The sequence below is a fragment of the Mesobacillus subterraneus genome (assembly GCF_000934845.1).
GTDB lineage: Bacteria > Bacillota > Bacilli > Bacillales > Cytobacillaceae > Mesobacillus > Mesobacillus stamsii.
Genome location: NZ_JXIQ01000134.1, coordinates 1 through 9,291, shown reverse-complemented (window position 1 = coordinate 9,291; position 9,291 = coordinate 1). Strand labels below are relative to the sequence as shown.

Here is a 9,291-nt window from a genome sequence, read left to right as displayed (position 1 = left end):
AAGAATATTGGGATCCACGCCCAATTTTCCCGCAATTACAAAAAAGGCTAAACAGATAAATTCTGATATTATAACAAAAGCCGCCAGAGTTCTGGCGGCTTTTGCTTGTTTTATGAAATTGCCAAAAGCATGATGAGGACAAACATTGCTGCATTTACAATTTCGTAAATTCCCACCTTCATGGCGCTAAGCGGTCTTCCGTAAAGTGCAACGGCTCTGATCAGGCTTGGTACTGACGCAACAGCGACAATTGCTTCTCCTACTCCCAGCCATAAAAGCGGAACGAGAAGATGATAAATCCAAGAAATCCACTTGTACGAACTGTTTTTCTTTTCCCGGAACATTGTTTTCACATAGAAAGTACTTCCTGTAAAAAATAAAATACTTGACGCAAACACAAGAATCCCGTGCGGATTAATTTCTGCACTAGGCAGGTAATTGCTAGCCAGGCCTGCGATGGAAAAAACAATAATTGCACTGAGATCATTCAATAAAGCCCTGTCATTATTTTTAGCAGAGAAATAGGCGTTAAGGGTGAAGAAGGGAATCATTGCTAACCCAAAGAACACGATCGATGGGGTTGTGAATAACGGAACCATTAAGAATATCAAAGCTGGAATAATATAAATCATGGCCCATTTGCGATAAAACGGGATTTTCTTTTTTTTGAACATCAATAAAAGCGGATAGGTTCCCAAATATAGCAGCAGCCAGCCAATAAAAAACGGGATATGCTGCCAGACGATTTCACTTGCCGCTGCTCCAAGCCAGAAAGGGATGAACAACATCGCCCAGGCTCCATGCTGTTTCGGTATAAATAATTTCATGAATGAACACTCCCTTTTGGTTCCTGCCTTAACTTTAAACCAGTCGGGAGAATCGACAAGTGAAACACATCACATTTTTGGCAGTGACAATTCCAACTGACACCGAATTGTCAAAAAAGAATCGGATCTTTGCGCGCAAAATCGTCGTTCCGATTAAACTTGATCGAGAAGGTACTCAAGAACCCAAACGATTCCTCTGTGATCTTCCATTTGAAAAACTGGACAAGGACAATCTTTCAATAAGTTGACCACAATCGGGTCACGATAAAAAACCACTTGAATATTGGCAAGGTCTTTTACTAACTCTATATCTGCTTCGTTCCTAAGAATAACAGCTTTTGGATAGGACTCCCTTTTGTAACCCTCTATCAGGATGACATCTGCCTGAAAACTGGATACTACGTTTATTTCTTCAGCCAGTGACCATTGTTCTTTTTCCGCATGAACAACGAGCCTGCCCCCACCTTCGACAATGGAGACAACAGCTCCTGCGCCGATATGGCGTTCGGAATCCTTTTCTTTTGCTATATCAGGCTTGCCTCCGTGACCATGGTGTTTCACTGTTGCAACCTTCAGGCCGGCTGCTGTTAATCGCTTTATAAGGGTAAGGCTCAAGGTCGTCTTTCCGCTATTCTGATATCCTACTATCTGGAACAGCATTGGTTTTACCAAGGCCAGTCACTGCCAGCATGGTCTTCAAGGAGCAGAACTTCGACTTCAGTTCCCGTTTCGAAACCTCTTGATCCTCCTGGAAGAATCATCAGGGAATTAGCACCCGCTAAACTCATAATGATATTAGATTTATCAAGGCCACTTGGTGTTACGGACAGCTTGCCGTTTTCAATGGCCAGAGCGCTTCTGACAAACCTAGTAAACGGATTTGCCTTAGGGAAATTGGCATCTAGAATCGCCTTTTCCTTTCTTAGATGCGGCTTATCGGTGAACAGCATTGTCCTAATAATTGGCCGCGCAAATAGCTCAAATCCAACATAACAAGCAGAAGGGTTTCCAGACAGGCCAAACAGCAGCTTTCCATCCAGCTGAGCAACGGTGGTCACGCTGCCCGGACGCATTGCTACTTTATTGAACAGGACTTCTGCTCCAAGTTTTGCATAAATCTCCGGCAGATAATCGTAATCCCCAACGGAAACTCCCCCGGTTGTGATGAATAAATCCACTTCCTCCATCGCTTTGCTTACTGCATCAAAGCAGGTGTCAAAATCATCAGGCAGCTGTCCAAAATATTTAACTTCAGCTCCCGCCCTAAGGATCTGCGCGGAAATCATATAGGAATTGCTGTTGCGGATTTTTCCCGGTTCAAGCGGCTCATGGACATCAAGCAGTTCCGTGCCGGTTGCATACAAGCCAATTACCGGCTTTTTTGCAACAGGGACATGAGCGTAGCCAAACGTTGCCAGCATCGCCTGGATTCCGGGATTGATGAAAGTGCCTTTTTTGACAAGCACTTCCCCTTCCTGCGCATCTTCCCCACGATAGGAAACATTATCTCCTTTATGATGCTTTCGTTTCGTCTCCATATATTTTTTTCCGTCTCGGTCTACTTCTTTCGATAGTTCCAGCATGACCACCGCATCAGCGCCAACTGGCATCTGTGCCCCAGTCATGATCCTAACAGCCTGGAAGGGTCCAAGTTCCTTATCGGTTAGCATTCCTGCCCCAATATGGTCTACCACTTCAAATTCTACTGGCTGATTTTGGGATGCTTCCTCTGAATCGACTGACCTGATTGCATAGCCATCGTATGGCGCCCGGTCAAAATGTGGGACGTCACTCGTCGCTTTCAGATCCTCTGATAAATACCGTCCATAGCTTTCATTGATTGATACATATTCAGTTGAGCCACTCTGCTTGTGCTCCATGACTCTTTTGACTGCCTCTCCGATCGGGATAGGGTTCCTTCGTTCCAACATATAATCAGCTCCTATTGCACGCTTAACTTGATAGATTACTCTTTTGAGTATAAGAGTAATGGAAAAATGAATAGATAACAAATCTCATCGTATTTTCTCATAAAACTTTCAAAAAATATGTAGACTTTTTGTGAAGTGTACGAAAAACCCTTTAATCACAATACTATTTTCCATATTATGGATTTGTCCAGCTACAATACCCCTGAAAACAGCCTGGCGAAAGATTCCTTCGTTCTTTCCCTTAGCCCCCGCTTATAGTATTGGACTGGGCTGAGTTTCGCTGAATCTTCAAGGTCCTGTTCATAGTGTGCCACCAGATCTCGGATCGAACTTGACCCAAACAGGAAAACATTTACTTCAAAATTAAGATGGAAGCTCCTCATATCCATATTGGCCGTTCCAATCGATGCAATATTTCCGTCGACAATGATGACCTTCTGGTGCAAGAACCCCTTTTTATACAAGTAAATTTCAGCGCCATTCCGCAGCAGTTCCGAGAAGTAGGAACGGCTGGCATACTGAGTCAGAAAGCTATCGTTGATTTCTGGCACTATGATCCTCACTTCGATCCCTTTCGCTGCTGCGACTCTTAATGCCGTCCGTATCGCTTCATCAGGAACAAAATAGGGAGTCGCAATCCAGATCGACTTCGTTGCACAGGACATCATCGTATAGTAAAAATCACTCATGATGCCTTGCTGTGTGTCCGGACCGCTTGGAACCACCTGGACTGCCCCATCCAGTTCATCGCTTTCATGCAGCTTTTTCTCAGCTACCTGGTGCGCAAGAATCTTTTCATGATTAACATATTCCCAATCAAGCAGAAAGACATTGTGCAGAGTATAGACAGCCTCTCCGGTCAGCATCATATGAGTATCACGCCAAAAACCGATCTTCTCGTCTTCACCAAGGTATTCTACGCCTACATTCAAACCGCCAACAAATCCAATTTCACCATCAATGATAACAATTTTCCGATGGTTTCGGAAATTGAATTTCTGATTGAAAAAACCGTATTTTAACGGAGAGAACGGGGCAGCTTGAATGCCTGCATGCTGCATGTTTTTAATGTCAGCCGCGTCAATTTTCATGCTGCCGGCAGCATCGAACAGGAATAACACCTCAACACCGTGCTTCGCTTTTGTTATCAGGATGTCGATGATTTCCTTTCCAAGCCGATCTGACCGAAAAATATAGTATTCCATATGAATAAATTTTTCCGCTTCACGTAATTTCTGTTTCAATTCAGAAAAAGTTTCGTCCCCATTTTTAAGAATTTTCACTCTTGATGCTGTCGTAATCGGGGTCATAGTTGCATTCTTTGCATATTTTGCAAAGCAAAGCTGATTTTCAGTTAAGAAAGAAAGGTCCCTTGACTCTTCCCTCCTCATCAGCTTTTCCCATTGATCACGGTCCCTAATACGCTTGCTTTTGTATAAATACCCTTTTAAATACAGCTGTCCAGAAAATAAATAAAAGAAATACCCGGCGACTGGAAATACCAGCAGCACATACATCCACATCAATGTGTGTGGTGCCGACCGGTTCTCCAGCATCAGCGAAAAGATACTAATAAACAGGATCAAAGAATATCCCACAATCGCCATTATTTTCATTGTCTGGCTGTATCCAGTAAAAAAGACTATATAAATGCACACTATTAAAATAACTACAAATAAAAAATCCATTCTTCTCTTTAGCATTCGGCAGTCTCCACCATTTATTTATTGTAGATTCCTATATACCCATAACCCTTTCGGTTGGAAACATAGTATGCCCAAAATGCTTGTTCCCAAAGAAAAGCGCAAGCGCCTTGATCAGCCCCGACAAGCGTTGCCCGCCTAAAACGCCACGTCCTGTGGCTAGCGGGTCTAGCACGTCCTGTGCCTCGGAGGTCCGCCCGAAGAAGTCGCTCTTTGACTTCATCGGGCGGACCGAAATGTCTCGAGGGGCTAGGCGCTGGAGCTTGACAACTCTCGAAGTTAAATTTGTACTTTCTTATTCTAAAAAAATACGTTGAAGCAGAAAAAGACTCCAAAATGGAGTCTTTAGCCGCCTATATAGGACATCTCAATCTTCTTTTTTCTTTTTCCTGCTGTTTCAGCTGTGCGTTCATCTGAATAACGATCGGTGCGATGATTCCAAATTGCTGTCACTCGTTCACGGAGTTCGTCATCTGTTGCACCGGCACGCATGAAGTCACGGATATCATGACCATTGCCATTGAAAAGGCAGGTGAAAATCTGGCCATTTGCCGATAAACGGGATCTTGTACAGCTGGAGCAGAACGACTCTGAAACGGAAGAGATGAAGCCAACATTGATAGCAGTTCCTTTGTAACGGTATTTTTTGGCGACCTCCCCATAGTAATCGGGATCAACCGGCTCTAGTTCATGATGCTGACTCAGCATGTCATAAATTTGCTTTTTGGTGATGACGTCATCCATCTTCCAGCCGTTTGTACTGCCTACGTCCATGTACTCAATATAACGGAGCTCCAGTCCTTCCTTTTTGCAGAATTCTGCCATCGGAAGAATCTCGGAATCATTCAGGCCTTTCTTAACAACCATGTTGATTTTTACGCCTAATCCGGCCTTTTTCGCTGCTTCAATTCCCTTGATTACTGGTCCTACCCCAACATTTCGGCCATTTATTTTGCCGAATAATTCATCCTTTAAGCTATCCAAACTAATATTCACACGCATTAAGCCTGCTTCAAAAAGCTCTTCGGCATATTTAGGGAGCATGACACCATTAGTTGTCAACGCGATATCTTTCAGTCCTTCTAACTGATGAAGCTTCTTGACAAGGATTGGCAAGTCTTTGCGCATCAAAGGTTCGCCGCCTGTGAGCCGAATTTTTTCCACTCCCAGCTCAATGAACAATTTTGCCAAACGTTCGATTTCTTCATAGGACAATAGCTCACTCTTAGGCAAAAATGCAAAGTCAGGTCCAAAAATCTCAGCAGGCATGCAATACTGGCAACGGAAATTACAACGATCAATGACAGAAATACGTAAATCACGCAGCGGTCTATTTAATTTGTCTTTTATTATGGTTTTTCCCATTTGTGTCAACTCCAATTATAGAAGTTATGATTATGGACATTTTACCAGCTAAAAATATCGGTAACTGTTACTATTCTCACTGTAACATGAAAAGTCCTTTATTTAAAACTGTTGATTTTCACTTATGTTTATATTACACCATAAAAACAGCCCGGATAGTGTTTTTATGGTGAAATGTCATTATGTTGTCATATTGCAGGCAAGACATGGTCACATAGTCGAAGCTATTTCCTCCCCTGTAACTTTGTTCATTGAACTGACACAGTTGCAGCCAAACTCAGAAGCAGTTGGCTTTTTTAATCGATATACTATACATAAAGGACTTTGTTGCAAAAATGTGAACGGATCAACGGATGATTGTGACGAGATTTTGACATTTACTGAAACGTCATTTAGTTAACACTATCTAGGTGTTATTATTATCACCAGAACAAAGTGCCACGGATGATAACTATTTAAAAAGGGTGATGACCATGCCAAACACAACGAAACTAACTCATTCAATTGAAATTAAAGAATTGCTCCAATTTGCAGAACGAACATTCAAGATTACCAAGGGCACGTACTTGTTCCAAGAAGGCATGGAGGCAGAGGAGCTTTATTTGGTTCTTGGCGGCAAGGTGCAGATTAGCAAAATTACCAAGGATGGCCGTGAACTCGCATTACGAATTTGCGGGAAAAATGATCTTTGCGGTGAATTAACCCTATTTACCGAAGCGCCAAAGTATCTGCTTAGCGCATTGATTCTGGAGGATGCAACCATTTCTGCAATTCGCAAAGATGTGATTGAGAAGGAGATTTTCCAAAATCCAGCGCTCGCATTCGAATTTATGAAATGGATGAGCGACCATTTCCGCAAAACGCAGACAAAATTCCGTGATTTAGTCCTTAACGGGAAAAAAGGCGCACTGTTCTCCACATTGATCAGAATGACGAATAGCTACGGCGAACAAAGAGAAACAGGCATTTTGATTGACCTTCCTTTAACAAATCAGGAATTGGCCAATTTCTGCGGCACTTCCCGCGAGAGTACAAACAGAATTCTGAATGAGTTAAAACGGGAAGGAATCATCTCCATTAAAAACGGGAAAATCTTGATTCATGATATAGAGTACTTACGCCAGGAAATTGGCTGTGAAAATTGTCCAGCAGTTTTCTGTTCGATTGATTGATTAATAGGAAAAGCACAAGCGCCTTGGTCAGCCCCGACAAGCGCTGGAGCTAGTCAATTCTCAAAGTGAATTTTATAATTTTAAGAAAAGCGAGTGATAGCTTCACTCGCTTTTACGTTTTCGGCAGCTCGTTTGATGTGAGCTGCCGTTTTTGCTGCAAAATTCTCTCCTGCGCTTGTTAGCTTTCCTGTTTTTGTTTTCTCAGCGCTTTTGGAATATAGACGCAGAACGGCTCGCTTTCCAAGTAGTCACCCGTCATGGCATATGCGCGCGAACGAGAACCTCCGCAAACAAACCTAAACTCGCAAACACCGCATTTTCCTTTGTATTCATCTGGGTTTCGCAGTGACTTGAATATAGGGGATTCCCTGTAAATTTCAGCAAGGGGCTGTTCCCGGACATTCCCTGCTTTAACAGGCAGCAATCCACTCGGATATACGTCTCCAATATGGGATATGAATACAAACCCATTTCCATCGTTGACTCCTTTAGGAGCGCGGCCAAGACCATCGATCGACCCGGTCAAACCTTCACTTGTCAGCGCCGTTAAATAATCAATTTCATCCGTATGATTCTTTGCCTCACGCATTTTTTGCTGGATAACAACCCGACGGTAATGCTGAGCTGCCGTTGTTTTTATGTCGAATTTCACTCGTTTGCTTACATCATAGAGCCACTGGAACACTTTTTCATGCTCTACCGGGGAGATCATATCCTTTTCCTGGCCGCGTCCTGTCGGGACAAGGAAAAACACACTCCACAGGACACAATCCAGACCCTCAACCATTTTTGCCATTTCCTCTAAATAATCTATATTATATCGTGAAATAACGGTATTGATCTGAATCGGAATTTCGAGCTCGTGCAAATACTTGATTCTTTCCATCGTTAAGTCAAAGGACCCCGCTGTACCTCTGAAGTGATCGTGAATCTCAGCTGTTGGACCGTCGATGCTGAACGCCCATCGAGATAAGCCGACCGCTTTCGCCTTTTCAATCGCTTCCTTCGTTACATTCGGTGTCGCACTTGGTGTCATCGATACGCGGACACCCTTTTTCACTGCGTATTCCGCGATCGCAAATACGTCCTCCCTCATTAAGGGATCTCCGCCTGTAAAAACAAGCATCGGATTATTCATTTCGTATATTTGGTCAATTAGCGCTTTTCCCTCTTCGAATGACAGTTCACGAGGATCTCTGCTATATTGTGCCTCTGCGCGACAGTGCAGGCACTTTAACTGACAAGCTCGTGTAAGTTCCCAAATCACAATGAATGGGTCGTGGTTAAAATCTCTTTCCAACATATTGGCACCTCCTTAAGTACTTCTCCATATCAAAAGTATATAAGTGTTTCCAACATGTTAAAGTGAACTAACTCACATACAACATCGCCAAACGCGCTTTTTCTATGACATTTTTGTGTCCTGTGCTTTAAATTCTATAAAAAAAACAGCAGGAGAATTTTCTGCTGTTTTGGAAGTTTTATTAATCCCTAACACCGAGGGCAATTTTTGCATACCGCGTCATCATATTTTTTGACCATGGCGGATTGAAAACAATGTTTACTTCGGTATCTTTGATTTCCGGAAGGTCGGCAAGGGCTAATTTTACTTGCTCAACGATTGTACCAGCTAGCGGACAGCCCATGGAGGTCAAGGTCATTGTTACAGTAGCAAGTCCTTCTTCATTCAAGTCGACATCATATACCAGCCCTAAATTCACGATATCAACACCAAGTTCAGGGTCTACGACCATCTCAAGCGCACCCATAATGCTATCTTTTAATTCTTCATCCATTGGTGAACACTCCTTTATTAATACTTTGCTTGTTTCTATCATAACAATGTTTCATTCCTAATAAAAGCAGAAGGTCTAGAGATGCTTAGCAAACCACTCTGCCGAAGCCTCGACCCCAGCGTTGGTGACATTGTGTCCTGCATGCTCATCGGTAATAAATTCAAACTTTTCCGCTGATCCTTCATAGTTTTTCCTATTTTGCTGATAAAAATGATAGGCTGACTCATATGGCACTACTTGATCCATTTTGCCATGCCAAAACAACAGTGGTCGTCTGTTCAGTTTTTCAGGCTGCTGACTGAGGTCGTACTGTTTCAGCTGTTGGAGCAATTCGGAAATTTCTTTCTTCGATAGATGAAGTGTTACGTTCTGTTTTTCCATTTCATTCAGCTGCCACAAAGCAAATCGTTCATATGCTGGATTGCCCAGTGAACTACTCCCACCACTTACCACCCTTACAGGTGGCTTGAAGTGGGGGCTTCTCGACTTATCGTTGC

Annotated in this window: 9 protein-coding genes; 1 reads left to right on the top strand and 8 read right to left on the bottom strand. The window is 42.9% G+C overall.

The genetic code is table 11. From position 1 onward, the window contains the following. Positions 1-110: 110 nt before the first annotated feature. The 5 genes from UB32_RS15975 to moaA all read right to left on the bottom strand — a co-directional run bounded on the left by UB32_RS15975 (position 111) and on the right by moaA (position 5,826). Complete coding sequence (locus UB32_RS15975; RefSeq protein ID WP_044395513.1) at positions 111-827, bottom strand: YwiC-like family protein; 717 nt, start codon at positions 825-827, stop codon at positions 111-113. 153 nt (positions 828-980) lie between these two features. Continuing rightward, the gene (mobB, locus tag UB32_RS15970; RefSeq protein WP_044395511.1) at positions 981-1,499 is read right to left on the bottom strand and encodes a molybdopterin-guanine dinucleotide biosynthesis protein B; all 519 of its coding nucleotides are present in this window, start codon (positions 1,497-1,499) and stop codon (positions 981-983) included. After that, on the bottom strand, positions 1,493-2,758 hold the full coding sequence (locus UB32_RS15965; protein ID WP_044395509.1) for a molybdopterin molybdotransferase MoeA: 1,266 nt from the start codon (positions 2,756-2,758) through the stop codon (positions 1,493-1,495). The genes mobB and UB32_RS15965 overlap by 7 nt, the downstream gene beginning before the upstream one ends. A 191-nt stretch (positions 2,759-2,949) precedes the next feature. Then, the gene (cls, locus tag UB32_RS15960; protein WP_044395507.1) at positions 2,950-4,461 is read right to left on the bottom strand and encodes a cardiolipin synthase; all 1,512 of its coding nucleotides are present in this window, start codon (positions 4,459-4,461) and stop codon (positions 2,950-2,952) included. Between the two features lie 345 nt (positions 4,462-4,806). Continuing rightward, a complete protein-coding gene (gene moaA, locus UB32_RS15955; RefSeq protein WP_044395505.1) occupies positions 4,807-5,826 on the bottom strand; it encodes a GTP 3',8-cyclase MoaA in 1,020 nt (339 codons plus the stop codon). Between the two features lie 473 nt (positions 5,827-6,299). Between moaA and UB32_RS15950 the strand changes: the two genes are divergently transcribed. Continuing rightward, positions 6,300-6,998, top strand: coding sequence for a Crp/Fnr family transcriptional regulator (locus UB32_RS15950; RefSeq protein ID WP_044395502.1), 699 nt, complete (start codon positions 6,300-6,302; stop codon positions 6,996-6,998). 178 nt (positions 6,999-7,176) lie between these two features. Here the strand turns inward: UB32_RS15950 and UB32_RS15945 are convergent, their stop codons facing one another. The 3 genes from UB32_RS15945 to UB32_RS15935 form a co-directional block, all read right to left on the bottom strand. Next, the gene (locus tag UB32_RS15945; RefSeq protein WP_044395500.1) at positions 7,177-8,301 is read right to left on the bottom strand and encodes a TIGR04053 family radical SAM/SPASM domain-containing protein; all 1,125 of its coding nucleotides are present in this window, start codon (positions 8,299-8,301) and stop codon (positions 7,177-7,179) included. Positions 8,302-8,482: 181 nt separating this feature from the next. Further along, positions 8,483-8,794, bottom strand: a complete 312-nt coding sequence (locus UB32_RS15940; protein ID WP_044395498.1) for a metal-sulfur cluster assembly factor — start codon at positions 8,792-8,794, stop codon at positions 8,483-8,485. A 75-nt stretch (positions 8,795-8,869) separates the two neighbouring features. Continuing rightward, positions 8,870-9,291, bottom strand: a 422-nt coding sequence (locus tag UB32_RS15935) for a prolyl oligopeptidase family serine peptidase (protein ID WP_044395496.1), incomplete at its 5' end; no start/stop codon positions are given.